General features: G+C 37.2%; 27 protein-coding genes. 20 read left to right on the top strand and 7 right to left on the bottom strand.

Annotation, left to right across the window (positions count from 1 at the left end; all coding sequences use genetic code 11):
* Positions 1-209: 209 nt before the first annotated feature.
* From FJR09_RS07545 to FJR09_RS07530, 4 genes are all read left to right on the top strand, one after another.
* Positions 210-1694 (top strand): CIA30 family protein, encoded by a 1485-nt coding sequence (locus tag FJR09_RS07545; protein ID WP_015078922.1) that lies wholly within the window; start codon positions 210-212, stop codon positions 1692-1694.
* Between the two features lie 81 nt (positions 1695-1775).
* A complete protein-coding gene (locus FJR09_RS07540; RefSeq protein ID WP_015078923.1) occupies positions 1776-2168 on the top strand; it encodes a GFA family protein in 393 nt (130 codons plus the stop codon).
* Positions 2169-2612: a CAAD domain-containing protein gene (locus FJR09_RS07535; RefSeq protein ID WP_168652804.1), complete on the top strand. Its 444-nt coding sequence runs from the start codon at positions 2169-2171 to the stop codon at positions 2610-2612.
* A 208-nt stretch (positions 2613-2820) separates the two neighbouring features.
* Positions 2821-3195 carry a hypothetical protein gene (locus tag FJR09_RS07530; protein WP_015078925.1) on the top strand — a complete coding sequence of 125 codons (375 nt, stop codon included), beginning with the start codon at positions 2821-2823 and terminating at the stop codon, positions 3193-3195.
* Here the strand turns inward: FJR09_RS07530 and FJR09_RS07525 are convergent.
* Positions 3192-3800 (bottom strand): Uma2 family endonuclease, encoded by a 609-nt coding sequence (locus FJR09_RS07525; RefSeq protein ID WP_168652805.1) that lies wholly within the window; start codon positions 3798-3800, stop codon positions 3192-3194. The two genes, FJR09_RS07530 and FJR09_RS07525, sit on opposite strands and share 4 nt — an antisense overlap.
* 222 nt (positions 3801-4022) lie before the next feature.
* Here FJR09_RS07525 and hemC point away from each other — a divergent pair, with 222 nt between their 5' ends.
* The 8 genes from hemC to FJR09_RS07485 all read left to right on the top strand — a co-directional run bounded on the left by hemC (position 4023) and on the right by FJR09_RS07485 (position 10709).
* Positions 4023-4991, top strand: coding sequence for a hydroxymethylbilane synthase (gene hemC / locus FJR09_RS07520; protein ID WP_168652806.1), 969 nt, complete (start codon positions 4023-4025; stop codon positions 4989-4991).
* 8 nt (positions 4992-4999) lie between these two features.
* The gene (locus FJR09_RS25045) at positions 5000-5140 is read left to right on the top strand and encodes a hypothetical protein (protein ID WP_015078928.1); all 141 of its coding nucleotides are present in this window, start codon (positions 5000-5002) and stop codon (positions 5138-5140) included.
* Positions 5137-6594, top strand: a complete 1458-nt coding sequence (gene glgA, locus FJR09_RS07510; RefSeq protein WP_168652807.1) for a glycogen synthase GlgA — start codon at positions 5137-5139, stop codon at positions 6592-6594. The genes FJR09_RS25045 and glgA overlap by 4 nt, the downstream gene beginning before the upstream one ends.
* 94 nt (positions 6595-6688) lie before the next feature.
* A complete protein-coding gene (locus tag FJR09_RS07505; protein ID WP_168652808.1) occupies positions 6689-7081 on the top strand; it encodes an SMI1/KNR4 family protein in 393 nt (130 codons plus the stop codon).
* A gap of 109 nt (positions 7082-7190) precedes the next feature.
* Complete coding sequence (locus FJR09_RS07500) at positions 7191-7361, top strand: type II toxin-antitoxin system HicB family antitoxin (RefSeq protein ID WP_168652809.1); 171 nt, start codon at positions 7191-7193, stop codon at positions 7359-7361.
* A 122-nt stretch (positions 7362-7483) separates the two neighbouring features.
* Positions 7484-9733 carry a hypothetical protein gene (locus FJR09_RS07495; RefSeq protein WP_168652810.1) on the top strand — a complete coding sequence of 750 codons (2250 nt, stop codon included), beginning with the start codon at positions 7484-7486 and terminating at the stop codon, positions 9731-9733.
* Between the two features lie 178 nt (positions 9734-9911).
* The gene (locus tag FJR09_RS07490) at positions 9912-10127 is read left to right on the top strand and encodes a type II toxin-antitoxin system HicB family antitoxin (RefSeq protein WP_168652811.1); all 216 of its coding nucleotides are present in this window, start codon (positions 9912-9914) and stop codon (positions 10125-10127) included.
* Positions 10128-10208: 81 nt separating this feature from the next.
* Positions 10209-10709 carry a hypothetical protein gene (locus tag FJR09_RS07485; RefSeq protein ID WP_254433056.1) on the top strand — a complete coding sequence of 167 codons (501 nt, stop codon included), beginning with the start codon at positions 10209-10211 and terminating at the stop codon, positions 10707-10709.
* A 27-nt stretch (positions 10710-10736) separates the two neighbouring features.
* Here the strand turns inward: FJR09_RS07485 and FJR09_RS07480 are convergent, their stop codons facing one another.
* On the bottom strand, positions 10737-11171 hold the full coding sequence (locus FJR09_RS07480; protein ID WP_168652812.1) for a hypothetical protein: 435 nt from the start codon (positions 11169-11171) through the stop codon (positions 10737-10739).
* A 24-nt stretch (positions 11172-11195) separates the two neighbouring features.
* Here FJR09_RS07480 and FJR09_RS07475 point away from each other — a divergent pair, with 24 nt between their 5' ends.
* Both FJR09_RS07475 and FJR09_RS07470 read left to right on the top strand, forming a co-directional pair.
* Positions 11196-12248 carry a dipeptide epimerase gene (locus FJR09_RS07475; RefSeq protein WP_168652813.1) on the top strand — a complete coding sequence of 351 codons (1053 nt, stop codon included), beginning with the start codon at positions 11196-11198 and terminating at the stop codon, positions 12246-12248.
* On the top strand, positions 12232-13278 hold the full coding sequence (locus FJR09_RS07470) for a DUF1611 domain-containing protein (protein WP_015078944.1): 1047 nt from the start codon (positions 12232-12234) through the stop codon (positions 13276-13278). The genes FJR09_RS07475 and FJR09_RS07470 overlap by 17 nt, the downstream gene beginning before the upstream one ends.
* 100 nt (positions 13279-13378) lie before the next feature.
* On the opposite strand, the gene cobM is transcribed toward FJR09_RS07470, so the two are convergent.
* The 3 genes from cobM to FJR09_RS07455 form a co-directional block, all read right to left on the bottom strand.
* Complete coding sequence (cobM, locus tag FJR09_RS07465; protein WP_015078945.1) at positions 13379-14218, bottom strand: precorrin-4 C(11)-methyltransferase; 840 nt, start codon at positions 14216-14218, stop codon at positions 13379-13381.
* Positions 14219-14342: 124 nt separating this feature from the next.
* Positions 14343-15218: a prolipoprotein diacylglyceryl transferase gene (gene lgt / locus FJR09_RS07460; protein ID WP_015078946.1), complete on the bottom strand. Its 876-nt coding sequence runs from the start codon at positions 15216-15218 to the stop codon at positions 14343-14345.
* A gap of 10 nt (positions 15219-15228) precedes the next feature.
* Positions 15229-15438: a hypothetical protein gene (locus FJR09_RS07455; RefSeq protein ID WP_168654057.1), complete on the bottom strand. Its 210-nt coding sequence runs from the start codon at positions 15436-15438 to the stop codon at positions 15229-15231.
* 22 nt (positions 15439-15460) lie between these two features.
* Here FJR09_RS07455 and coaD point away from each other — a divergent pair, with 22 nt between their 5' ends.
* The 5 genes from coaD to FJR09_RS07430 all read left to right on the top strand — a co-directional run bounded on the left by coaD (position 15461) and on the right by FJR09_RS07430 (position 22619).
* Entirely contained in the window at positions 15461-15994 is a 534-nt protein-coding gene (gene coaD, locus FJR09_RS07450) for a pantetheine-phosphate adenylyltransferase (protein WP_015078948.1), read from the top strand.
* Positions 15922-16635, top strand: a complete 714-nt coding sequence (locus tag FJR09_RS07445; RefSeq protein WP_041457704.1) for a DivIVA domain-containing protein — start codon at positions 15922-15924, stop codon at positions 16633-16635. The genes coaD and FJR09_RS07445 overlap by 73 nt, the downstream gene beginning before the upstream one ends.
* Before the next feature lie 903 nt (positions 16636-17538).
* On the top strand, positions 17539-18000 hold the full coding sequence (locus FJR09_RS07440; protein WP_168653479.1) for a hypothetical protein: 462 nt from the start codon (positions 17539-17541) through the stop codon (positions 17998-18000).
* Positions 18001-18342: 342 nt separating this feature from the next.
* Positions 18343-20943, top strand: coding sequence for a tetratricopeptide repeat protein (locus FJR09_RS07435; RefSeq protein WP_168653480.1), 2601 nt, complete (start codon positions 18343-18345; stop codon positions 20941-20943).
* A gap of 278 nt (positions 20944-21221) precedes the next feature.
* Entirely contained in the window at positions 21222-22619 is a 1398-nt protein-coding gene (locus FJR09_RS07430; protein ID WP_168653481.1) for an IctB family putative bicarbonate transporter, read from the top strand.
* Between the two features lie 162 nt (positions 22620-22781).
* Here FJR09_RS07430 and smpB read toward each other — a convergent pair whose 3' ends face one another.
* Positions 22782-23252, bottom strand: a complete 471-nt coding sequence (gene smpB / locus FJR09_RS07425) for an SsrA-binding protein SmpB (RefSeq protein WP_015078954.1) — start codon at positions 23250-23252, stop codon at positions 22782-22784.
* 297 nt (positions 23253-23549) lie between these two features.
* On the opposite strand from smpB, the gene FJR09_RS07420 reads away from it, so the two are divergent.
* Positions 23550-24233, top strand: coding sequence for a response regulator transcription factor (locus FJR09_RS07420; protein ID WP_168653482.1), 684 nt, complete (start codon positions 23550-23552; stop codon positions 24231-24233).
* Between the two features lie 137 nt (positions 24234-24370).
* Here the strand turns inward: FJR09_RS07420 and FJR09_RS24605 are convergent.
* Positions 24371-24940, bottom strand: a 570-nt coding sequence (locus FJR09_RS24605; RefSeq protein ID WP_217361113.1) for a leucine-rich repeat domain-containing protein, incomplete at its 5' end; no start/stop codon positions are given.

The raw sequence follows: 24940 nt of genomic DNA, 5'->3' as shown, positions 1-24940 counted from the left end.
ACCGCAGACGAGATATTTCTGAAGTTACATCAAAAAGGCTGTATAGCAATACTATTTGAGTTTAAAGAATATTCTTTTTAACCAACCACAGAGGCACAGAGAGCGCAGAGAAAGAGGAAAATGAATTATATCCAGGAGTTGATATTTTATCTACTATATACTCGAAAGTTGATACAATAAGACTAAAATAACATGATTAAATCGTAACTATGAGTAACAATGATCGTTCTCAATGGGATTTATGCAGGTTTATCAAAACCCTAACTTACTTTGAAGTATTTCCGGTTCTTAACTGGATAGAGAAACTCTTTCAAGGTAGTCCAAAAGATCATCAAGATATATCAAAAGCAGGAGGAAATATGGCTGTAATTCTGGTAGCTGGGGCGACGGGTGGTGTGGGTAAACGAGTTGTCAAAAAATTGATAGCACAAGGCTATAATGTCCGTTGTTTAGTTCGAGATATTGCAAAAGCGCGGACAATTCTGGGTGATGATATTGATTTGGTAGTTGGGGATATTACGAAATCAGAGACTTTGACAAGTCTAGTTATGGCTAATATTCAAGCTGTAATTTGTTGTACGTCGGTGCGTGTTCAACCTGTGGAGGGAGATACACCAGATAGGGCAAAATATAATCAAGGGGTGAAATTCTATCTACCGGAAATTGTGGGAGATACACCAGAAAATGTTGAATATCAAGGTGTGAAAAATTTAGTAACAGCCGCTGCAAAGTATCTAGTTTCTGTGGGTGAAAAACCGATATTTGATTTTACTAAACCATCAGATGAAATCAAAAATATCTGGGGTGCTTTAGATGATGTGGTTATGGGTGGTGTCAGTTCCAGTAGTTTTCAAATTAGGGAAAATACAGCAGTATTCACAGGTAATGTTTCAACTGCTAATTCTGGGGGTTTTGCTTCAGTAAGGACTAAGAATTTTTCACCATTAGTTGATTTATCTGGTTATCAAGGTGTGAAATTGCGGGTTAAAGGTGACGGTCAACGTTATAAAATATTTATCCGCACAGAATCAACTTGGGACGGTGTTGGTTATAGTTATTCTTTTGATACTGTTGCTAATAATTGGCTAGATATTCAGATTCCTTTTACAGATTTAGTTCCGGTATTTCGTGCCAAAATTGTTAAAGATTGTCCACCAATGGACGTTAGTAAAGTTTGTTCTTTGCAATTAATGTTGAGTAAGTTTGAATATGATGGTGCTTTAAATCCTGCTTTTAATCCGGGGATTTTTGCGCTGGAAGTTGCCTCAATTCAAGCCTATGGTGGGGAAACTTTACCTCAATTTGTATTAATCAGTTCTGCTGGGGTAACTCGTCCAGGAAGACCAGGAATTAATTTAGATGAAGAACCTCCAGCGGTAAGGTTAAATGACCAATTGGGAGGAATTTTAACTTGGAAATTGCGAGGAGAAGAAAGTGTCAAAGCTAGTGGAATTCCTTATACAATTATTCGACCTTGTGCTTTGACGGAAACAGCAGGAGGGAAGGAATTAATCTTTGAACAAGGTGATAATATTAGAGGGAAAATTAGCCGTGATGATGTTGCGGAAATTTGTGTACAAGCAATTAAAGAACCAAAAGCCAGTAATCTCACTTTTGAGGTTAAGGAAAGTGAAGTAATTGCTAATGATTTAGATTGGAAACGGTTATTTTCTTCTTTGCAAGTTGATAAATAGAACTTTAAATAATTAGTGAATTTGTTGGGTTTCCTTTGTCAACCCAACCTACAATTAGAGTTAATCAACTGGAGGAACTTAATGTCAAGTAAAGATAAATATGTTACGTATGAGGGTGGTTGTCATTGTGGTACGGTGCGGTTTCGGGTAGTAGTTAATAATCACAAAGTTGATGATTGTAATTGTTCAATTTGTGCTAAAAAAGGATTTTTGCATTTGATTGTTCCCCAAGAAAAGTTTACTTTGCTACAAGGGGAAGATGTCTTAAAAACTTATAAATTTAATACGGAAGTAGCACAACATAAGTTTTGCAGTATTTGTGGGATTCATTCCTTTTATATTCCCCGTAGTCACCCTGATTGTATTGATGTTAATGTGCGGTGTTTAGACGGAAATATAATTGGCAATTTTGAAATTGTGCCTTTTGATGGTGTAAATTGGGAAGAAAATATTGATAAGTTACAAAGAGGTTAAATGATAACTATGATGGAAACTCAAGCACAGCAAACAGAACAAGGAAATTATTCTTCACCACAAGATAGTTTATCTTTTTCCGGTGAAGACAATCGCAGTTTACCAAAATTACCTGCTGCTAAAGAATCTGAATCCCAATGGCAGCAAATTAGTAGACAAATTCTTGAATTCTTAAATCAACTGCCAGAGTATTTAGGCAGTATTTTTAACAACAATAAACAGGGTTTAATCACCCTAGTTTTAATTTTATCAGCTTTGGTCACAGTTAAGGTAGCGATCGCATTACTAGATGCTGTGAATGGTGTACCTTTGCTACAACCGATTTTCGAGTTGATTGGCATATTTTACTTTATCTGGTTTGCTTTCCGTTATCTCCTCAAATTTGAGTCTCGGCAAGAATTATCCCAGAAATTTAACTCTTTTAAACAACAATCTTTAGGTTAAAGATTTTTTATCAAGCTAATAAAATGTAGGTTAGTTCTAGACTAGCTTACATTTTTTTATTTTGTCATGGAGGATGTCAAATATATCTATAGATAGAGAATTTTAATCAAAGTATTTTTATTAATTATATCCTAAGATAGTGTATTTATCTGCTAGAAAATTCTAAGCTAGTCCTGGTAATCCTAGAAAAGTACAAGGGGTTAATTGTATGAATGAGAAGATTACCGCAGATACTTATGATAGAGGCATAATTCCCGCTGAAACAGCAGCCCGAATGAAACGAGAGGGAGTAAATTATAAACACTTGCCGACGGAAGAGGATCTTGCCAGTGCTGCCACTGATGACCAAACTGATATTTACAGTATTCGGACAACGGACGGTTATACTGTGGATAAAGAGGGGCTATTGAATAATTATCCAGTTGAACCGGAAATGTATTATGAAGTTCCTGGTGATGCGCGGGAAATAGCAGAACAAGAAAAAGCTGAACGAATACAGGAATTGCGAGAAGTAAATGCAGATAAAACAGGTTTATTAACAGAGGATTTTGATAAAAGAGGTAAAGGACCAGGAATGATCTAATTTACCATTTCTTTGATTTTATCTCGAAAGGCTATTGCCGCATCTAAAGGGTCATCTGCTACTACATATTGCGCCAAAATTGACAAATCTAAATTTGGCAATAATTCACTTGTTGCCACCAATTCATAACTTTCACCGCGCAGATGATAAACGGCAAATTGATTGTTTTGAAAAAACCAAACTCCTGCTACACCTAATCTTTTGTAAACTTCTAATTTATCAATTCCCCCACTGGTGACTACGACTTCAATGGCAAGATCAGGAATTTCTTTTTCTATGCCTAGACAGTAGGATTCATCTGGTTCTACTCCTCCTCTTTTCCCTTGTTTACGGAAGGTGGTAGAACCAAGGGGAAAATAGCGAATGCGTTTTTCTTGAAAGTAAATTTCCAGCAAAGATCCAATAATTGTTTTGCGAATTTCATGACGGCGACTTGGTGACATTAATTCTATGACTCCATCTAAATATGTAACTCTATATTGTAAACTGTCACCCAAATCATTGAGTAAAGCTTCATAATTTTTCCAATTAACACCACTGATAGTTTGCCGTTCTTCTGGATCTTCGGCTTGTAATAGTTCAGATAATTCTGAAAGTAAAAGCATATAATTTCCTTAAAACCGAATTATTGCTAACTTGATTATATTCTAATTTCCAGATCCCCGACTTCTCTGAGAAGTCAAGGATATATTTCAAAAATTGTAAATAAATGTAAAGCTACTAGCAAATAAAATCTTCACAGAATTAGGTTAATCTAATCCGGTACGTCACTCCCTGCGGTAGTCTAGATAAATGTTAATTTATCGCCTGGTTTGACAAATAGTTTTATGACTTCAGTTTCCAGTCCTGCACGCGTTATTCGTATTGGTTCACGTAAAAGCCAACTAGCTTTAGTTCAAACATACTGGGTACAAGCGGAACTCCAGAAAAGCTTTCCCCACATTACTTTTGAAGTCCATACCATGTCTACCCAAGGGGACAAAATCCTGGATGTAGCATTGGCTAAAATTGGCGATAAAGGACTATTTACCAAGGAACTGGAATTGGGCATGATCAATAAAGAGATTGATTTTGCTGTGCATTCTCTCAAGGATCTTCCCACCAATCTACCAGAAGGGTTGACACTGGCAGCGATTACAGAACGGGAAAACCCCGCAGACGCGGTGGTATTGCATGAAAAGCATAAAGGTCTGCAAATCGAGACTTTACCCGCAAATGCGGTAATTGGGACTTCTTCCCTGCGACGTTTGGCACAGTTACGCCATAAGTTCCCTGATTTTACCTTCAAAGATGTGCGGGGAAACTTGATCACACGCATGGCAAAACTGGATGCTGGTGAGTATGATGCTTTAATTTTAGCAGTAGCTGGTTTAGAAAGATTGGAAATGAGCGATCGCATCCATCAAGTTCTGACTCCTGAAATCTCCCTCCATGCCGTTGGACAAGGCGCTTTAGGAATAGAATGCCGGGCAGATGATACGGAGGTAATTAGCTTACTGAAAGCGATTGAACACCCGCAAACACGCGATCGCTGTTTAGCAGAAAGATCATTTTTACGAGTTTTAGAAGGTGGTTGTCAAGTTCCCATTGGTGTAAATACGGTAATTAATGGTGACGAATTAACTCTAAAAGGTCTGGTTGCCAGCGTTGATGGTCAACAAATAGTTAAAGATACCGTCACCGGTACGGCTGCTGATGCTGAAAAGTTAGGCGCACAACTAGCCAGTATTCTCAGGGGACAAGGCGCTACAGAAATCTTAGAAAAAATCTTCACCGAGATTCAACGAGGATCATAGGGTAATAGGTGACAGGTGACAGGTTACAGGTAACAGCCAAGAGAAGAGAGTTTAATTACCCAATCACCAATTACCAATTACCAATTACCAATCACCAATTACCAATTACCAATTACCAATTACCAATTACCAATTACCAATTACCATGAGAATTTTATTTGTAGCAGCGGAAGCTGCTCCCATTGCCAAAGTTGGCGGTATGGGGGATGTTGTCGGTGCATTACCCAAGGTCTTGAGAGCAATGGGTCATGATGTGCGGATTTTCATGCCTTACTATGGCTTTGTACCCGACAAAATGCCAGTTCCCAAAGAACCCATTTGGAAGGGAGCAGCCATGTTCCAGGAGTTTGCAGTTTACGAAAGTGTACTGCCTGGAACTGATGTTCCTTTGTATTTATTTCAACATCCATCTTTTTCACCTCGGCGGGTTTATGGTGGGGAAGATGAAGATTGGAGATTTACTTTATTTTCCAATGGGGCGGCGGAATTTTGCTGGAATTACTGGAAACCGGAAATTGTCCATTGTCATGATTGGCACACAGGAATGTTACCTGTGTGGTTGAATCAATCTCCAGATATTACCAGTGTATTCACCATTCACAACCTCGCTTATCAGGGTCCTTGGCGGTGGTATTTAGAGAAAATTACTTGGTGTCCCTGGTATATGCAAGGACACAATACAATGGCAGCCGCAGTCCAGTTTGCCAATAAGGTAAATACAGTTTCTCCTACCTATGCGGAGCAAATCAAAACACCTGCCTATGGTGAACAAATAGAAGGGTTATTATCTTTTATTGGCGGCAAATTATCAGGAATAATCAACGGCATAGATACGGAAATTTATGATCCTGCCAATGATAAATACATTAACCAAACCTTTACCATAGATACCCTTGATCAACGCAAAGCTAATAAAATAGCTCTGCAAGAAGAAGTAGGTTTAGAAGTTAATTCTAATGCCTTTCTCATCGGCATGGTGACAAGGTTGGTAGAACAAAAAGGGATGGATTTAGTATTACAAATCCTTGACCGTTTCATGGCTTATACAGATGCTCAGTTTGTCTTGTTGGGAACAGGCGATCGCTATTATGAAACCCAAATGTGGCAACTCGCATCCCGCTATCCAGGACGCATGGCCACTTACCTGCTGTATAATGATGCCCTTTCCCGCCGTATTTACGCGGGTACAGATGCCTTCTTAATGCCTAGCCGCTTTGAACCCTGCGGAATCAGCCAAATGATGGCTTTGCGTTATGGTTCTGTGCCTATTGTTCGTCGGACAGGGGGATTGGTTGATACTGTCAGCCACTTTGATCCAGTCAATGAAGCAGGTACAGGTTATTGCTTTGACCGCTATGAACCTCTGGACTTATTTACCTGTATGATTCGCGCTTGGGAAGGTTTCCGTTTCAAACCTCAATGGCAAGAATTACAAAAACGGGGGATGAGTGAAAACTTCAGTTGGTATGAATCCGCTAAAGAGTACGATAAACTTTATCGTTCTATCTATGGTTTACCAGATCCAGAACCGGAAGTAATAGCAGAACCAACAGTGGAAGCAAAACCAATACCAGCACTAGAACCAATACAAAAATCAGTTTAAGGTGTTTTAGGAAGTTGGAATTTTAGACAATATTGATGGGGTATTTATCTGGAATACCCCTTTTTAATACACGATAGTATAGAATTAAAAAAAGATGGATTGGTTAGAGTTCATTGCCACAAAAGGTATTAATCTACCCAGAACTTACAAAGACTTTTTGAAGATAATGGGGCATGGGGCAGGTAAGTTTTTACGTGGTTCAGATTGCTTTTATCAGCATTTGCCACAAATTCAAGAATGGGCTAAACAGCTTTTAGTAGAAAATGATTTTCCTCAAACTTTACCGGAGGATGCTTTTGTATTTTTCATGCACCAGGGATATCAGTTCAGCTTTTTCAAACTTTCAGAAGGTGATAACCCACCAACTTATTCATATTGTGAAGGACAAGAAGAGCCTTATTTTGTCAAAAATCATGATCAGTTTAGTGAATTTCTATCTGTGGAAATCAATCTTTATTTAAAGTCTTTGATGCTGATAGCGAATTAGATATTAGCTAGATAAACAAAATTATGGTTCAGAACAAAGGATTTTAGATATGCAAAATAATGAACTATGATATAATAGTCAATCATTAATCATTAAATAGAAGTTACTTATGTCCTATAAAGTTAGTATTGTCATTGAAAAAGATGAACATGGCTATTATGCTTATTGTCCTGAACTTCCTGGATGTCAATCTGAAGGTGATTCTTTAGAAACAGTACAAGCAAATATCAAGGAAGCTGTTGAATTATATATAGAAACATTATCAGAATTTGAGAAATAAGCACTTGATTAAAGATGTAAACATTTATAACATATTCATAACCTAAGCAGCCGGATAATTATAATATATAGGTAAATTTTTATGCTCAACTGACTGAAAAGTAGAAAGATAATTTTGAGATTATGCTAGGAAAAATTGTTTGGTTTGGTGGATTTAATAAAAACGAAAATAGAGTTAATGACTTTGGTTTTATTACTCTATTGGACGGAGACAATACAGAAGGTATTTATTTGCATCGAGATAATGTTCCAGTGGATGTACAAACTATTATAGAGAGTCCACAAGGCAAGGGTGTATATGTGGAATTTGAGATTGATTCAACACGCAATAGAGCAACTGATTTAAAGATTGCAAAGTTTATTGGAACTGTTGACAGGTCTAAAACGGGAATTTGTCGGATTAAGTATAATGATGATTGTGAAATTGAGTTTAGAATCATAGATTACTTTAATAATCTAGCAGATATTCTCTATTTTAAAAATGCTAATGTTATTTATTTTAGCATTAAAGAGGAAAGAAATAAAAAAATTCCTATCTTATTAGAAGATATTAATAAAATTAATGATGAAGAGATTATTTTAAAATGTGTTAATAGCAAAATTTTCTCAATTTCTAAAAAATTTCTTGCTAAATACTTATTATTAATACCATTAGATATAGCTGAGAATTATATCATAGATAAGCTGGATTCTTCAGATTATGAAGATCAAGATGATTTAATAGATGAAATATTCAGGAATGCTCCAAATATCCTATTATCTTCTTATAAAATACGTTCATATTTTAACTTGATGCAATGTGATTGTACAAGTTATATTGATTTTATTAATCAATATATTGATATTGTAGAAGAATCATTGCAACAACAATTAATCAAGGAGTTAATTAACAAACTGCAACGACTCAATGATCATGAACGTTCTATTTATTGGAATAAAGTTGAATATCTAAATAAAAATCTAGAATATAATAATTTTCTTTGGGAGATTGCACCCCTAGAACGAAAAATAATAATTATCCGAGAACGTTTCAAAAAAATACTGGAGATTATCTCTCGTTTTCAGGATAGTGAATATCCTTATGCAGCAGATATTTCGGATAGTCGGCATGAATTATATAAACTGAACGAATTAGAAAATATGTTAATAATAAAGTGGGATTCAAGTGTAATTGATAACGAATTTAAATCTGAAAAAATGATTTCAGCGCGGGGTGCTGAGAAGTTAGTCATGCAATTTTATCAAAAATTGGGTTATGAAGTAGAGGATATTTCAATTCATCAAGTAACTCAACAAAGTCAAGACTGGAAAAAGGGAGACATCAGATTAAACTCAACAGAGTTACTTGATGTAAAAAATAGCCGTAAATCTAATAAATCACATTCTTACTCAGAATTTTGTGTACCCTCTTTTAAAGAATTTCGTAATCATGATGTCACAATTGTTGGTGTTTTATCACCTTACCTGCGAAACGATGCTGATAATCCTAAGATATTAGGTTCTTTTGATAAAACTCAACTCATAAAAATAGAAGAAATATTTAGTGACAGATTCATTAAGATAGATATGCCTAGAAATAATGATATAAATAGGTACTTACCACCTTGGGTATTTGACTATAATGAGCGTTTTTATCAGCAGCAATATCAAATTTTAACAGAATTACAAAACTTACATGATCAGGATATTCCAAGCTGGGAAGATATCTCATCTGTCGCTCAAAATTTTTTACCTGTATTCATAGCTGCAAAACGTCCATTACCAAAGAGTTGGCTTGTTAATTTACCTAAATGGCAGGTAGAATTTATTAAAGGTTTAATTGAACTTCCACCACAAAAAATAACTTTACCATACTTATTTTTGTCTATATTGAAGCATTTTTTATCAATGCTTTCCTATCAAGGTTCGGATTACAACCCTCAAAAATATTTAGAAATTATATGCACAACCTCATCTAAAGAACACCCACTGAAAATATATGACCCCTTGAATATGATCAAAGATTTTTGCGAAACTTTAGACACTCTTTGGAATAATCGAGACAAAGACATAAAAATATCCCAAGCAATCTTCAAATTAACTGATTTTAAAATTTTTACATTCATTGGTAAAGAATGGTTGAAAGGTCAACGTTCAGAATCAGACACTCAAACAACAATTTTGGTTTACTGTGGTGGAACTATCAAAAAAAACGGTAAGTACAACGGAAAGTGTGGATTTAGATATTTGGTTATTGGTAAACATCAGAATTGTCCAAAGTGTGGATGTTTAATATGTGAGAAATGTGGTTATTGTAGTTACAACTGTTCTAAAACTCCTCCGTTAATTAAGTCTATACAGCAGCATTTAAATTCGGATGATATACCTTTTTGAATAAGAGGTTTATACTCAAAAATTTGTGATCTACATAATCAACATAGCGTTTCAAACACCCAACTCAATGTAAAATACACCAAGCAACCTGGCAAATAAAGTTATATGATATAAATGATTTACTAGAATCAAATATTTTCAACTATGTCTGTTATTTTATGGAGAAACTGATTGAACTATGGTAACAATAAAATCTCAACGGAAAGTGCTATTATCTCATGGTGAAGATGGGTATTTTGTTGTCGAAGTACCCAGTTTACCCGGTTGTATTAGTCAGGGTAAAACTCGTGAAGAAGCTTTAGCTAATATAGAAGAGGCAATATCTCTCTACATTGAAGTTTTGCAAGACAGAAATGAACCTATTCCAGAAGATACGGTATTGATGGGATATTAAGCTGAAATACCTGTTTTTGATACAATTGATGCTAACGCCCCATCAGTTTTATTGCGATTATACCCTTCCCTGGATAGTATTATGACTAAGAACGTAAGTATTTATAATCAGTCAACTTCCGAAGTAGATGAAAAGTATCTAGAAGCATCCCAACAGTTACAGCTAGATAAACAAAATTATGGTTCTGATTATATTCATCTTTATGTTGATGATATAGAAGGTGATTGGCTGGAAAATTGGGATTGGGAAGATAATTTAACAGATTATATTGAGGCTTTTTATCATCATTGTGAGCAAGAAAATTATCAATTTGCTTTTGATACTTTAAAGGCTGGTGATGATTTGTTGAAAAAGCTAGAGAATCGTGAAAAATGTTTAGAACTTTATAGTTATCTAGTAGATTTACAGAATACAAAAGAAGAGAAAGAAAGAAATAAAGAGATATTGAATCAAGCTAAACAACGTATTTTTGTTTTGAAAATTGGAAAACTATGTATGGGAAGAAATTACCACAGAAGACGCAATCATGGACATAATATCATATCCTCTAGTATATCTAAACTAAAGTCAAGTAAAATTTAATTTTTACCTAACTTTATTTCTTGAATTTTACCAGTTTTCATTTGGAATCAGCCAATTCTCCGATGGCTCATGTCCTGCATCAATAGCACGATTAATGTAGGAAACCACATCTTCAATAGCCTTTTCCACAGCAGCAGATTCAGTTTCAAGACTGTTCAAATTAGAAACATATGATCCAAATTGTAGAGGTGTCTTTACATAATGACTCAATTCATAGGTGTAAGGCTCTGATTCTAAAAAAGTATTTTCGTAAATTCTAACTTTTATACGTGGTCTAAAATCATTTTTACAATTTAGGTAAATTTTTATCTCGGTCAACAGAATATAAGCTTCAGTTACTTTCGGAGATTCTTGTAATAAGCTTTTAATATCTTCAGACATTTCAAATTTTCCTTTTGGCAAATTAAGAGTATATTTTAAATTATATATCTTCTTGTCTGGAATCATGGTATTTTTATTCATTACTATTCCCTATTGAATATATTTATGCAAATCAACTTTCAAACCTTTACCGTCAACAAACGATTTCCCCTCACAATTAGTCGCGGCACAACAGCACAAACAACAAATATCTGGTTACAAATTACCGCAGAAGGAATCACAGGTTGGGGAGAAGCATCACCTTTTGGTGTAGGCAACCACAGGCAATCTACCGAGAAAATCCAAGAAACTTTACAGCAAATCATACCTGCTTTACAAAAATATAGCCCTTGGCAACGACAGGAAATTGAGGCACTATTAAAACAAATGCAAATTTCCTCCGCAGTCAAAGCGGCTGTGGATATGGCATTACATGATTGGTTGGGTAAGCGTGTGAATTTGCCATTGTGGCAACTGTGGGGACTGGACAAAAATGTTATAGTGCCAACATCGGTAACAATTGGTATTAATTCTCCAGCAGGTGCAAGGGCAAGGACGCAAGATTGGTTACAATTTATGGATGTGCAGTTATTCAAGGTAAAATTAGGTTCAACCGAGGGAATAGAAGCAGATCAAAAAATGCTCTTAGCAGTCCGGGAAGAAGCCGCCGGAAAAGATGTGTTTGTTGATGCTAATGGAGGCTGGATTTTAACGGATGCTATTAATATGTGTAATTGGTTAGCTGATTTGGGAATTAAGTATGTAGAACAGCCTTTAGTAAGAGGTGAAGAAGCAATTTTAGCCGAATTAAAAAAACATTCACCGTTACCAATTTTTGTAGATGAAAGTTGCTTTACCAGTGCGGATATTCCCCAATTATCTAATTATGTTGATGGCATTAATATCAAATTAATGAAATCTGGGGGAATCACTGAAGCCATGCGGATGGTGCATACAGCCAAAGCCCATAATTTACAAGTCATGTTTGGCTGTTATTCTGATAGTTGTCTTGCTAATACCGCCGCTTTACAACTTGCACCACTGGCTGATTATTTGGATTTAGATAGTCACTTAAATCTAATTGATGATCCTTTTACTGGTGCAGTGGTAGAAAATGGGCGAGTTTTACCGAATAATTTACCTGGTTTGGGAGTGAAACATTGTGCGTCTGTCGCTTAATCAAAAAATAGCAATTCTTCTTCATGAGGGAATTACTGGAGTTCAGGGAAAAACAGGGTTATCAATTTTACGCTACAGCGAGTCCCCCATTGTAGCGGTGATTGACAGAGAAACTGTAGGTAAATCTTTAGTCGAGTTAACAGGTATTCAGCGAGATGTGCCAATTGTGGCATCTGTGACGGCAGCATTACAGTATAAACCGGAAGTTTTGGTAATTGGGATTGCGCCTAAAGGTGGTGCTGTTCCTGATGATTATTGGCTGGATATCAAAGATGCCCTGAAAGCGGGAATGTCTTTGGTAAATGGATTACATACACCAATGGCAAATATACCGGAATTAAATGCTCTCCTGAACCCAGGACAATTAATTTGGGATGTTCGCAAAGAGCCGGCTAATTTAGAGGTAGCATCAGGAATGGCGCAAACTTTACCCTGTAGACGGGTATTGACCGTGGGAACAGATATGGCCATTGGCAAAATGTCCACCAGTCTGGAATTACACCGGGTGGCTAAGTTACGGGGTATCCGTTCTAAGTTTTTGGCCACTGGTCAAACTGGGTTAATGTTAGAAGGGGAAGGGGTGGCTTTAGACGCGGTGCGGGTAGATTTTGCGGCTGGTGCGGTGGAACAGTTGGTAATGCGTTTTGGTCAACATTACGACATTTTGCAAATTGAGGGGCAGGGTTCTCTTTTACACCCTGGTTCAACGGCAACTTTACCGCTAATTCGGGGTTCTCAGCCTACACATTTAATATTGGTGCATCAAGCGGGACAAACTCACAACCGTAATAATCCTCATATACCGATTCCAGCTTTACCGGAAGTAATTCGGATGTATGAAATTGTTGCTAGTGGTGCGGGGGCTTTTCGTCCTGTTCCTGTGGTGGGAATTGCTTTGAATACTCGGAATTTGGGGGAAGTAGAGGCAAAAAATGCGATCGCTCAAACTATAGCAGAAACTAAGTTACCTTGTACAGATCCTGTTCGGTTTGGGGCTGGGTTGCTATTGGATGCTGTTATGCAGAGTTAATTTTTTTGCACGCAGAGGCGCAGAGGCACGGAGAGTAGGAGTTTTATTGCTGGTGGAGCTAATTTAAAATTCGTCAATTTAAACGAGATAAACTTTGCCTCTACATCCTCAATTCTGTTGTATCTGAACCAAGGCTATGTGATGAACGGAATAAATGATTATGTTCAGGATGATACAAGCGCGAGCGCCCACTTACTGGTAATAGTGCAGGACTAATCACATAAAGTGTCGTTCGGCGTAATTTCTCTTCATGAGTACAATTTGCCATTTGTGCTAAATTCACAACCCGGATTTTTTCATCTGGCCAGCCTAAGCGATAGCAAATTGCTACTGGAGTATCTGGATCATAATGTTCTAACAATTTCCCTTGGGCTTCAGTGATATGAGTCACACTGAGATATAAACATAAACTGGCACGATGTGCTGCTAAAGCTGCTAACTCTTCCGTATCTGGAACATGGGTACGGCCACTAATGCGAGTCAGGATGATAGTCTGCACTAAACCAGGCACAGTTAACTCTATCTTGAGTTTAGCTGCGGCAGCTTGAAAAGCACTGATACCAGGAATGACTTCAAAAGGAATATTAGCATCGGCTAATAGCTGCATTTGTTCATGAATAGCACTATACAGACTAGGATCACCAGAGTGTAATCTTACCACAGATTTATGCGATCGCACGGCATCAATCATCAGTGGTACAATTTCTTCCAAAGTCCGATTTGCTGTTTTGATAATTTCCGCATCTGGACGACAAACATCTAGAATTTGTTCGGGAATTAAAGAATCTGCAAATAAAATCACATCAGCCGCAGCTAACAACTTTTGCGCCCTAACCGTTAATAAATCAGGATCTCCCGGTCCAGCACCAACAATATAAACCCCAGGCTCTAAGGTATTTGGATACTTGAAAAAACTCAAATTATTAGTAGATTCACTCATTAATTTCCCCCTGCAAAACCCTGCAAAAAAACTTTTACCATTTCCCTAGTACCCTTCCGGATTCAGCCACTTTGCCTAGTAGAAATAGATGGTAGATGCACCCTGGTTAAGCCCTAGAGATTAATTACTCTGGGGCATTTTTTTCTCCATTCCCCCCAGCAACAACATCAGGTAAGGAACGCTTGAATATATATAGCCAAGCTAAACCAAATAATCCTAAAGTCATTCCCCCTAAACTTACCATTTGTGCCATCCGTAAAGGTCCTAGCATTAAGCTATCTGTGCGTAAACCTTCAATCCAAACCCGTCCCAAGCTATAAGCAACCCAGTAAACTAAAAATAACGTCCCTACTTTCAACCGGGGTTTTTTAGCTAAAGCTCGAAAAAACAAAGTTATTAACAATGCAAACACCATTAAATTCCACAACGATTCATAAAGAAAAGTGGGATGGAAATATTCAAAATTCACTAAATCCAAAGGACGACGATCTGAGGGAATATATAACTTCCAAGGTAAACTAGTTGGTCTGCCAAAAGCTTCCGAGTTGAAAAAATTTCCCCACCGACCAATTGCTTGCCCTAATATTAATGAAGGAGCAACCAAATCAGTCAATTGCCAAAAAGATACCTTATTCAGTCTAGCAAAAATTAACGCCGCGATCGCCCCGCCAATAATTGCCCCATGAATCGCAATACCCCCTTGCCAAATTGCAATTATCCGTTCTGGATGTTGAGAATATTCTGGCCATTGAAACAAAACATAATATAACCTAGCGGCGGGAATAGCTGCAATCACCAACCAAATTGATAAATCACTGATTAAATCGGGATTAACATGACGACGCTTGGCTAGGTATTGAGAAAGACTAACACCAATTAACACAGCAGAAGCAATCAACAACCCATACCAACGAATAACAATTGGTCCCAATTTAACCACAATCGGACCAGGGGAAGTAAATAAAAACCCCAACGGCAAAACAGAAAAATCCACTATCATACAAAATTACCTATAGGAGTATGAAATCTATGGAGATAAAACACAATAATATAGTACGCCTTCCTGACTTCCTGACTTCCTTCTTCCTCCTTCCTCCTTCCTCCTTCCTTCTTCCTTCTGACTCCTGACTCCTGACTCCTGACTCCTGACTCCTGACTCCTGACTCCTGACTCCTTCTTCCTGTGTTAGATTTAATAAAGTTCTGTGGAAAATCCGTCAATATAATCACTTAAAATAACCTTGTGATTGCTATTTATCCTGGTAGTTTTGATCCCATCACCTTGGGACATTTAGACCTTATTCAGCGCAGTAGTCGCCTATTTGAACGAGTCATTGTTGCCGTCCTCCGCAATCCCCATAAAATGCCATTGTTTACAGTAGAGCAAAGATTAGAGCAAATTCGTCTAGCTACAAAACATTTACCAAATGTAGGAGTAGACAGCTTTGACGGTTTGACTGTAAAATATGCTCAAATGCAACAAGCGCAAGTTTTGTTACGGGGGTTAAGAGCGGTTTCTGACTTTGAGATTGAGCTACAAATGGCTCACACTAATAAAACATTGTCTACTCAGATCGAGACAGTTTTTCTGGCAACATCAAATGAGTATAGTTTTTTAAGTAGTAGTGTGGTAAAAGAGATTGCCAGGTTTGGTGGCTCTGTTGATCATCTTGTTCCCCCACACATTGCCCTAGATATATACCAATGCTACAACCAAAAATCCCTAGCCTCGAATCCAACTACAACGGCAACAATCCTCCCCCAAGAGAGTATGTGAATGGTATCCCCTCCATTGGTAATCCAGAACCAACAGCAGGGGTAGATATTCAGCAGGAACTCAACCGCTTAGAGGACATAGTTCTCTCTAGTTTGAGGATTCCCCTGACAGGACGAACTTTAATAGATGAAGATAAATTACTAGAACAACTTGATTTCATCCGTCTGTCTTTGCCAACGGTGTTTCAGGAAGCACTCGATATTTTGGCACAAAAGAATGAAATTCTTCTAGAAGCGGAAGAATATGGACAACAGGTTGTAGATGTAGCCCAAGCAAAAAGAGCGCAAATTTTGGCAGAAAGTGATATTGTCAGGCAAGCACAGCGGGAAGCTGACCAACTGCGGCGACAAGTGCAGGACGATTGTGAAACAATGATGCAAGACACTCTTGCAGAAATTGACCGTAAACGTCGCGCTTGTCAGCAAGAATTAGAAGAAATGCGTCAAACTGCAATTTCTCAAGCTGAAGAAATTGAAGATGGTGCTGATAAATACGCCGATAACGTTCTGGCTAATATTGAACAGGATATACAGGAAATGTTAAAAATTATTACTAATGGCCGCAAACAATTAAATTCTGCTAATGTCCCCAAAAATGGAGATCATCCCCAACAACGCCCCCATAATTCCAAAAAAAGATAGTATCACCTCGTTCCCAGTCTCTGACTGGGAATGCTATTACAGAGGCTCTGCCTCTTAATCATAAGAATACCCGGTAAGTGGGAAACTCAGTGGCTTTAGCCCTGAGAAGGAAACGGCACGAGCGGTTTTAACCGCTGTGAATCTTAAAATTGAAACCAGATTTTTGATTGGAATCTGGAAACCAACTCCCTTGCGGGGTAATGTTAGCTTCGACCTGTTATAAGAGCTTGTTAGGCTGGCAACACTGTTTCAGTGACCTTAAAACTGTTTAATTGCCAGCGACAGAGCAGGGAACTAGCTACGCATTCCAGGGTGTCGTGACTCAAATAACGGCTACCATGAGAGTAAACTCAGGGTGGTCTGGTCAGTACGGCTTGCTTGATTACTCTTGCAAGCCCAGTCCCTTTAGGGCTGGGTTACTGACTATTCTCATCTAGAATATACAAATATTATATAGCAGTTCTTGTGATCTTAAGTAAGTCGGCCCAATAAAATCGATATATGTTTAGTTTTGTAAAAACCGTGAAACACCCTATTTATAAGGTATTCGTTAATTTATATTTCGTTACATAGATTGATTCTTTAACGCCGACCTACTTAGGTACGAAGTTTTTTAGTTTTAGGGAACTGGGAATAGGAAATAAGGAATAAGTTAATGATATATAACAGTTCTCATTTAATTACTATTTTGAAGGATAGCATCGAACGCAGATAAACGCAGATAAACGCGGATTTTTTTGTTCTCTCTGTTTATAGATAATTTTTTCTGCAAATTATATTTAATTCAATCAGAAGTTTTAATTTGATCTAGGATAATACTCGCGTATTTATCCCAATTTATGGTACAAATAAAACAATTAGAGTAGTTATTGTTCTGCTGACAATTAAGAAGGGGTAGTTTTTATGGTTGAACCACTCACTGGCGCTGTTATTGTTTCTTTATTTTTCTCGGAAGCAATCAAGGAAGGTGGAAAATTTGCAGTTAAAGGTGTCGCAGATACTTTTACAAGGTTGGTTAGCACTATTCGACAAAAGTTAACTACGGAAGGAATGGAAGGTTTATTAATTCGGGCTGAAAAAGATCCAAATGAAAAAAATAAACTTCAGTTACAAGATGAATTGCAAACACACATTGATAATGATGAAACTTTCGCTCTTGAACTCAAGTCACTAGTTGAAGAACTCAAAACACAAGATCCTAAAATTCGTCAGGTTATTCTTAGTGATATTCAATTAACTGGTGATTTACAAGCTCAGAATATCACTCAAAAAACTTCAGGAAGTAGTGGTTCTGTTGACCAAGCAATGCTCACCAATATCAAAGCTAATAATATTATTATAGGTGATTTAACTCAAGAAGGTTAAGAGATTGTGTGAAAAGTATTGCATAAAATCCATTATCTCCAAAAACCTAAGTTAAATTACCCCCCTTAATCCCCCCTTAGAAAGGAGGGAAACTAGAAAAATTAGTTCCCTCCCCCCTTAGAAAGGAGGGAAACTAGAAAAATTAGTTCCCTCCCCTTTGTAAGGGGAGGGTTAGGGTGGGGTAATTTGAGGAATAATGGTGATTCGATAACTTGTGTGTACACCGTAGCCTTCCTTACAAGAAAATGAGGGTTTTAATGCTTCTCTTTTGGTAGGGGAAAGGTTTAGAAAGGGGTCTGTTTACATATTAAAAACTTTTAAAACATCCTTTAAGTTCTAATCATGAATACAAATCATCTCCCTCAAATTGTTCAAGAGCTTTTCAAAAATGTGCAAGCGGGGGGTGATATCTCTGTGGGAGATATTACTCAAGTTTTTCAAAATGTCAATAATTTAAATGATTTGGATAAACCTCTAAGTTTTCCCCACAATATCCCTAATAGTAATACTAAAAAGTTTGTTGGTCGAGAAAATGAATTAGTTTTAATTCATCAACATTTACAAACTAGCAATCATGCTGTAATTTCTGCTGTTGAAGGTATGGGTGGTATCGGTAAAACTGAATTAGCTACCCAATATTCTCTTCTGCATTTATTCCTAAATTCTTATCCGGGAGGTATTTGTTGGTTGTCGGCTACAAATCAAAATCTCGGTTTACAAATTATTCAATTTTGTCGCACACATTTAGGTTTAAATCCTCCAGATGATTTTGATGTATTACTACAAGTAAAGTGGTGTTGGCAACGTTGGCAAGAAGGTACTGTTTTGTTAGTTATTGATGATGTCCAAAATTATCCGGCGATTCAGCCTTATTTGCCGCCACAATCATCTCAATTTCGGGTTTTGATCACAACAAGACTCAAGCTAGATTTATCTGGTTCTTTGTCTTTGCAAATCCTTTCTGAATCCGAGGCACTGGCATTATTATCTGAATTGATTGGTGCTGATAAATTAACTCCAAAAACAGCACAAGCAGAAGAACTTTGTCAGCGTTTAGGTTATTTACCTCTAGCTTTACAATTGGTTAGCCGTTATATTAAAAAACGCAAGATATCTTTAGCAGAAATGCTGAAAAGATTAGAAGCTAAAGGTTTAGGTCATCCTGCTTTAGTTGTTGATATGAATGACCCAACCTGGACTCTATCTATAACTCGTGGTGTTGAAGCTGCTTTTGCATTAAGTTGGGAAGTTCTCAGTTCTGCTGCTCAAGAATTAGGTTGTTTACTGAGTTTGTTTGCTCTAGCTTCTATTCCTTGGTCACTTGTGGAAAGTGCTGCACCTGAAAAAGATACAGAAGATTTAGAAGATGCCAGAATTGAATTAGAACAATTACATCTTTTACAAAGTGAAGATAATTATTATCAATTACATCAACTAATTCGTGAGTTTTTGAAAAAGAAGCACAACAACTTAGCTTCTGGACAACAACAAATATCTCACTTCTGCCAAGCAATGGTTAATATAGCTCAAGAAATTCCTGCCCAACCAATACAGAAAGATATTCAAAGATTCAAATTAGCTATACCCCATTTACAGGAAGTAGCAGATAATTTACTGGATACCGTGAGTGATGAAAATTTAATTTGGCCTTTTGTGGGAGTAAAAAGATTTTATCAAGGACAAGGATTATATAATGATGCAGAACCTTGGCTAAAAAAATGTGTATTATTGCTAAAACAGCGTTTAGGTAATGATCATCCTCATGTTGCTACCAGTCTTAACAATTTGGCAGCACTTTACGAATCTCAAGGCAGGTACAACGAAGCAGAACCTCTCTATCAACAAGCTTTAGCTCTCATGCAAAAACTGTTAGGTAATGATCATTTTGCTGTTGCTGCCAGTCTCAACAATTTGGCATTACTTTACGAATCTCAAGGCAAGTACAACGAAGCAAAACCTCTCCACGAACAAGCTTTAGCTCTCTCTCAAAAACGGCTGGGTAATGATCATCCTGCTGTTGCTACCAGTCTCAACAATTTGGCATCACTTTACAAATCTCAAGGCAAGTACAACGAAGCAGAACCTCTCTACCAACAAGCTTTAGCTCTCTTTCAAAAACTGCTGGGTAATGATTATCCTCATGTTGCTACCAGTCTCAACAATTTGGCAGAACTTTACTATTTTCAAGGCAAGTACAATCAAGCAGAACCTCTCTACCAACAAGCTTTAGCTCTCTCTCAAAAACTGCTGGGTGATGATCATCCTCATGTTGCTACCAGTCTTAACAATTTGGCAAAACTTTACGAATCTCAAGGCAGGTACAACGAAGCAGAACCTCTCTACCAACAAGCTTTAGCTCTCAGGGAAAAACTGCTGGGTAATGATCATCCTGATGTTGCTGAAAGTCTCAATGGTTTGGCATCACTTTACTATTCTCAAGGCAAATACAAGGAAGCAGAACCTCTCTACCAACAATCTTTAGCTCTCAGACAAAAACTGCTGGGTGATGATCATCCTGATGTTGCTCAAAGTCTCAACAATTTGGCAGTACTTTACCAATCTCAAGGCAAGTACAAGGAAGCAGAATCTCTCTACCAACAAGCTTTAGCTCTCCTGCAAAAACGGCTGGGTGATGATCATCCTGCTGTTGCTACCAGTCTCAACAATTTGGCATTACTTTACGATTCTCAAGGCAGGTACAACGAAGCAGAATCTCTCTACCAACAAGCTTTAGCTCTCTGGCAAAAACTGCTGGGTAATGATCATCCTGATGTTGCTTACAGTCTCAACAATTTGGCATTTCTTTACGAATCTCAAGGTAAGTATAATAAAGCAGAACCTCTCTACCAACAAGCTTTAAATATTTGTGAACAACGATTAGGAGTAGATCACCCTCATACTATTATTGTACGTGATAATCTTGAACGTTTACGCAATCTTTAAGTAAATGCTGTTAATCTTAAAGCATTTATTTTCAGACAAATCTATTGGATAAGACAACAATAGCTTTGTTTAGCAATCTGATGTTTAACGTTAAGATTCCCATAAATTTCGTTGCTATGACAATACTTTTGTTAAGCAATCTGCTAATACTGGTTTTTATTTCCTGTTTTCCGTTGCCTCTTGCTTCTTAACCCTTGCCAATTCTTCCTTTTAAAATAGGTTTACAATTAGACTGGCGATAAGCTATACTTTATAACTTCTGTACTCTGTATTTCCTCATGAACTTAGTTTGGGAAAGATTAACTTTATCTTCCTTACCACTGAAAGAATATTTGTCTAGCAGTTACCTCCATAAGTTTTTGGTGGGACTGTTAAAACCTTGGCGACAAAGTAGTATTTTCATCCAGTGGGGAGATATAATTGCTGTTGGCTTACTTAGCCTTGTTTATGGACTTGCACCTTTTGTTTCTAGCACCTTAATGGGTTTATTGTTAGTAGCTTGTGTGGGATTGTGGTTATTATTGACCTTATCCGATGATTATACATCAGTTAATGCTCCTACTGCCACTCCCATTCATTTACTAGTATTGCTGTATTGGAGTATTGCTGCCATATCAACAGCATTATCACCGGTGAAAAAAGCAGCATTAGGTGATTTACAAACATTAACACTTTATTTATTGCTGTTTGTTCTTTGTGCTAGAGTGTTGAGAGTGGCGCGGTTTCGGTCTTGGTTAATTACCCTCTATTTGCATATTTCCCTAATCGTCAGCGTCTATGGGTTGCGACAATGGTTTTTTGGTGCGAAGGCCTTAGCTACGTGGGTTGACCCTGAATCTCCCTTAGCTAAAACTACGAGAGTTTACAGTTACTTAGGAAATCCTAACCTATTAGCTGGATATCTTTTACCCGCTGTAATTTTGAGCTTAGTTGCTATTGTAGCTTGGCCGGGTTGGATTAGGAAATCATTAGCATTAACAATGTTTGTGGTTAACGCTACTGTTTTAATTTTGACCTTTAGTCGCGGTGGTTGGATTGCCTTATTAGTGGAATTATTGACAATAGCGGTGTTGCTGTTTTATTGGTGGAGTATAAGTATGCCCCCATTTTGGCGGACTTGGTCTTTACCAATATTGTTAGGAACTGTAGTGGGGTTATTGATAATTGGATTGATATTTGTCGAACCTTTCCGGGTGCGAATCGTGAGTATATTTGCCGACCGCAAAGACAGTAGTAATAACTTTCGGAAAAATGTTTGGGAATCGGTGTTTCAAATGATCCGCGATCGCCCTATAATTGGTATAGGACCAGGACATGGTGCTTTTAATAAAGTTTATCCTCTGTACCAACATTCGAGATTTACAGCATTAAGTGCCTATTCGGTGTTTCTAGAAACGATTGTAGAAACTGGCTTTTTGGGTTTTACTTGTTTTATGTGGTTGATTGTCGTTGCATTAAATACAGGATATTTGCAATTAAGTCGGTTACGAAAAACTAAGAATATGGAAGGCTTGTGGCTAATGGGAGCAATAGCTGCCATAATAGGTTTATTAACTCAGGGTTTATTTGATACAGTTTTCTATCGTCCTGAAGTTAATACTCTCTGGTGGTTAATGATGGCTTTAATTGCCAGTTATTGGCAACCTTTAACCCGCAATAATCATAATCACGCTTAGAAAAGAGTTTCCTAACCCGCCTGGGAATGAATTCCCAGTCTAATAGTTCAAGTCCACTGAAGTGGACTCAAAGCCTTTAATAGTCGTCTTTAGACGACTTTTGCTATGAGACTCCGAATTCATTCGGAGGCGGTTGTGGGAATTTCCCCTGCCCTCTGCCTCCTAATACCTCTTCATTGCCCTTTGCATATCTCGCTGGTCGTCACGACGTTTGAGACTTTCGCGTTTGTCGTGGAGTTTTTTACCTTTACCCAGGGCAATGACTATTTTTACCCAACCCCGTTTCAGATACATTTTTAAGGGGACTAGGGTTAAACCTTCCTGTTGTACCCTCCCAATGAGTTTACGCAGTTCTTGTTTATGAAGTAATAATTTGCGGGTTCGTCTGGGTTCGTGATTAAAGTATGCACCACTGGAGGCATAAGGAGAAATATGGACGTTGATTAACCATGCTTCACCGTCACGAAGCAACGCATAACCATCTTGCAAATTGGCTTTACCCGCACGAATTGATTTTACTTCAGTTCCTGTCAACTGAACTCCCGCTTCATAGGTTTCTATGATTTCATATAAAAACCGTGCTTGCCGATTATCACAAATAACTTTGTAACCTTCACTCTGTTTATCACTCATCGAAAATCTTCTTAGTTTTAATAAATACGCCTAAAAATTTATTTAGACTAACTCTTTTATTGATTGTAGTTCACAAAGACAGGTGACAGGTAAACCTGTTTAGTCTCTAAATTACGTAAAGTTTTGTTAACTATTCCTAAAAATTTAATATTTTCTTTAGAAATCATTGATGATGTCATCATGAGTAAGTAATCTTGTCATAGTATTAAAGATCAAATTAGTATTCTTGCTTGTGTCTATTAATATTTGTGATTACAGTAAATTACTCGGTCAAAAAATTATAGGGGTGTATTATCCATGCCCTTGACTATTCTTGTCGCAGATGATGATTTAGGCACCCGTCTATCTATTAGTGATTATCTTGATCTGTCTGGGTATAGTGTCATTACCGTTGATAATGGTATTGATGCTTTGGATATGATTGAAAAGCGTCATCCTGATTTGATGGTGACAGATATTATGATGCCACAGATGAATGGTTATGAGTTGGTGCGTCGTGTGCGTCAATTATCGGCGTTTCGATTATTACCTGTGATTTTGTTGACAGAGAGAACGAAAACCCAAGAACGAATTTTGGGATATCAGTCTGGTTGTGATTTGTATTTGCCTAAGCCTTTTGAATTAGAGGAAATAGCCGCTGCTATACGTAATTTATTAGAGCGATCGCAAATCATCCAATCAGAATGTCGTTTTCTTTATCAGGAAGAAATCAGTTTTGCCACTTATACAAAAGCAAAAAACGGTCATATTTCTATCCCTACTCAAGTGCAACAATCTCAAGTATTGACACCGTTAACTGTTAGAGAACAGGAAGTTTTAGACTTATTAACTCATGGTTTTTCTAATGGGGAAATTGGTAATCATTTACATTTGAGTCCGCGCACGGTGGAGAAATATGTTAGTAGTTTATTGAGAAAAACAGAAACCAGCAACCGCGCAGAATTAGTTAGGTTTGCGATTAAACATGGTTTAGTGGAATAGGATTTTTGCCCAAATTTACATTTTTAGTCTGGTAATATTCAGTGAAATTGAGTATTTTGAGGGTGCGTTAGTAAGTCCATAACGCACGAAAATATAACCAGACTATAAATTCAAATAGACTCTGGTTTCAGGGGACATTATTTAAAGGTAAATGGATTTTCCCAAAGGTAAAGTTCAGTCAAATTAGTCAGATTGGACAAAGGTTTGATATCGCTGATTGGATTTTCCCAAAGGGAAAGATAAGTCAAATTAGTCAGATTAGACAAAGGTTTTATGTCGCTGATTTTATTTTCACTAAGGCCAAGAGAAGTCAAATTAGTCAAGTTAGACAAAGGTTTGATATCGCTGATTTGATTTTTTGAAAGGATAAGAAAAGTCAAATTAGTCAGACTAGACAAAGGTTTGATATCGCTGATTTGATTTAACGAAAGGAAAAGCAAAGTCAAATTAGTCAGATTAGACAAAGGTTTGATATCGCTGATTTTATTTGACAAAAGGTAAAGATAAGTCAAATTGGTCAGATTAGACAAAGGTTTGATATCGCTGATTTTATTTCCCCAAAGGTCAAGATAAGTCAAATTGGTCAGATTAGACAAAGGTTTGATATCGCTGATTTGATTTAACGAAAGGGTAAGAGAAGTCAAATTAGTCAGGTTAGACAAAGGTTTAATATTGCTGATTTGATTTCCCCAAAGGATAAGAAAAGT

It is taken from the genome of Dolichospermum sp. UHCC 0406 (assembly GCF_009712025.1).
Taxonomy (GTDB): Bacteria; Cyanobacteriota; Cyanobacteriia; order Cyanobacteriales; family Nostocaceae; genus Dolichospermum; species Dolichospermum lemmermannii.
Note: the sequence above shows the minus strand (reverse complement) of the source record. Positions and strands in the feature narration are given on the sequence as shown.

Bases quoted from the DNA above. Each gene is read 5' to 3' on its own strand.
- FJR09_RS07545 (WP_015078922.1), top strand. From the start codon at position 210: ATGAGTAACAATGATCGTTCTCAATGGGATTTATGCAGGTTTATCAAA.
- FJR09_RS07540 (WP_015078923.1), top strand. From the start codon at position 1,776: ATGTCAAGTAAAGATAAATATGTTACGTATGAGGGTGGTTGTCATTGT.
- FJR09_RS07535 (WP_168652804.1), top strand. From the start codon at position 2,169: ATGATAACTATGATGGAAACTCAAGCACAGCAAACAGAACAAGGAAAT.
- FJR09_RS07530 (WP_015078925.1), top strand. From the start codon at position 2,821: ATGAATGAGAAGATTACCGCAGATACTTATGATAGAGGCATAATTCCC.
- FJR09_RS07525 (WP_168652805.1), bottom strand. From the start codon at position 3,800: ATGCTTTTACTTTCAGAATTATCTGAACTATTACAAGCCGAAGATCCA.
- hemC (WP_168652806.1), top strand. From the start codon at position 4,023: ATGACTTCAGTTTCCAGTCCTGCACGCGTTATTCGTATTGGTTCACGT.
- glgA (WP_168652807.1), top strand. From the start codon at position 5,137: ATGAGAATTTTATTTGTAGCAGCGGAAGCTGCTCCCATTGCCAAAGTT.
- FJR09_RS07505 (WP_168652808.1), top strand. From the start codon at position 6,689: ATGGATTGGTTAGAGTTCATTGCCACAAAAGGTATTAATCTACCCAGA.
- FJR09_RS07500 (WP_168652809.1), top strand. From the start codon at position 7,191: ATGTCCTATAAAGTTAGTATTGTCATTGAAAAAGATGAACATGGCTAT.
- FJR09_RS07495 (WP_168652810.1), top strand. From the start codon at position 7,484: ATGCTAGGAAAAATTGTTTGGTTTGGTGGATTTAATAAAAACGAAAAT.
- FJR09_RS07490 (WP_168652811.1), top strand. From the start codon at position 9,912: ATGGTAACAATAAAATCTCAACGGAAAGTGCTATTATCTCATGGTGAA.
- FJR09_RS07485 (WP_254433056.1), top strand. From the start codon at position 10,209: ATGACTAAGAACGTAAGTATTTATAATCAGTCAACTTCCGAAGTAGAT.
- FJR09_RS07480 (WP_168652812.1), bottom strand. From the start codon at position 11,171: ATGAATAAAAATACCATGATTCCAGACAAGAAGATATATAATTTAAAA.
- FJR09_RS07475 (WP_168652813.1), top strand. From the start codon at position 11,196: ATGCAAATCAACTTTCAAACCTTTACCGTCAACAAACGATTTCCCCTC.
- cobM (WP_015078945.1), bottom strand. From the start codon at position 14,218: ATGAGTGAATCTACTAATAATTTGAGTTTTTTCAAGTATCCAAATACC.
- lgt (WP_015078946.1), bottom strand. From the start codon at position 15,218: ATGATAGTGGATTTTTCTGTTTTGCCGTTGGGGTTTTTATTTACTTCC.
- FJR09_RS07445 (WP_041457704.1), top strand. From the start codon at position 15,922: ATGCTACAACCAAAAATCCCTAGCCTCGAATCCAACTACAACGGCAAC.
- FJR09_RS07440 (WP_168653479.1), top strand. From the start codon at position 17,539: ATGGTTGAACCACTCACTGGCGCTGTTATTGTTTCTTTATTTTTCTCG.
- FJR09_RS07435 (WP_168653480.1), top strand. From the start codon at position 18,343: ATGAATACAAATCATCTCCCTCAAATTGTTCAAGAGCTTTTCAAAAAT.
- FJR09_RS07430 (WP_168653481.1), top strand. From the start codon at position 21,222: ATGAACTTAGTTTGGGAAAGATTAACTTTATCTTCCTTACCACTGAAA.
- smpB (WP_015078954.1), bottom strand. From the start codon at position 23,252: ATGAGTGATAAACAGAGTGAAGGTTACAAAGTTATTTGTGATAATCGG.
- FJR09_RS07420 (WP_168653482.1), top strand. From the start codon at position 23,550: ATGCCCTTGACTATTCTTGTCGCAGATGATGATTTAGGCACCCGTCTA.